The 551-nt window shown below is 54.3% G+C and carries 1 rRNA gene; it reads right to left on the bottom strand.

The features are described 5' to 3' along the window. Positions 1-532 (bottom strand): 23S ribosomal RNA (locus tag COO59_RS20625); the annotation flags it as partial. Between the last annotated feature and the right edge of the window lie 19 nt (positions 533-551).

Consider the following 551-nt stretch of genomic DNA (forward strand, 5'->3'; position numbering starts at 1 on the left):
TGCTTGTACGTACACGGTTTCAGGTTCTGTTTCACTCCCCTCGCCGGGGTTCTTTTCGCCTTTCCCTCACGGTACTGGTTCACTATCGGTCAGTCAGGAGTATTTAGCCTTGGAGGATGGTCCCCCCATATTCAGACAGGATACCACGTGTCCCGCCCTACTCATCGAGCTCACAACAGATGTGCCTTTGTGTACGGGACTGTCACCCTGTACCGTGCGCCTTTCCAGACGCTTCCACTGACACACCTGCTGATTCAGGCTCTGGGCTGTTCCCCGTTCGCTCGCCGCTACTCAGGGAATCTCGGTTGATTTCTTTTCCTCGGGGTACTTAGATGTTTCAGTTCCCCCGGTTCGCCTCATGCCACTATGTATTCATGGCATGATAGTGCAACGGATTGCACTGGGTTTCCCCATTCGGGTATCGCCGGTTATTGCGGTTCATATCACCTTACCGGCGCTTATCGCAGATTAGCACGCCCTTCATCGCCTCTGACTGCCAGGGCATCCACCGTGTACGCTTATTCGCTTAACCTCACAACCCGCAAGCGTCT

This window comes from Mixta theicola, from assembly GCF_002895925.1.
GTDB classification, from domain to species: domain Bacteria; phylum Pseudomonadota; class Gammaproteobacteria; order Enterobacterales; family Enterobacteriaceae; genus Mixta; species Mixta theicola.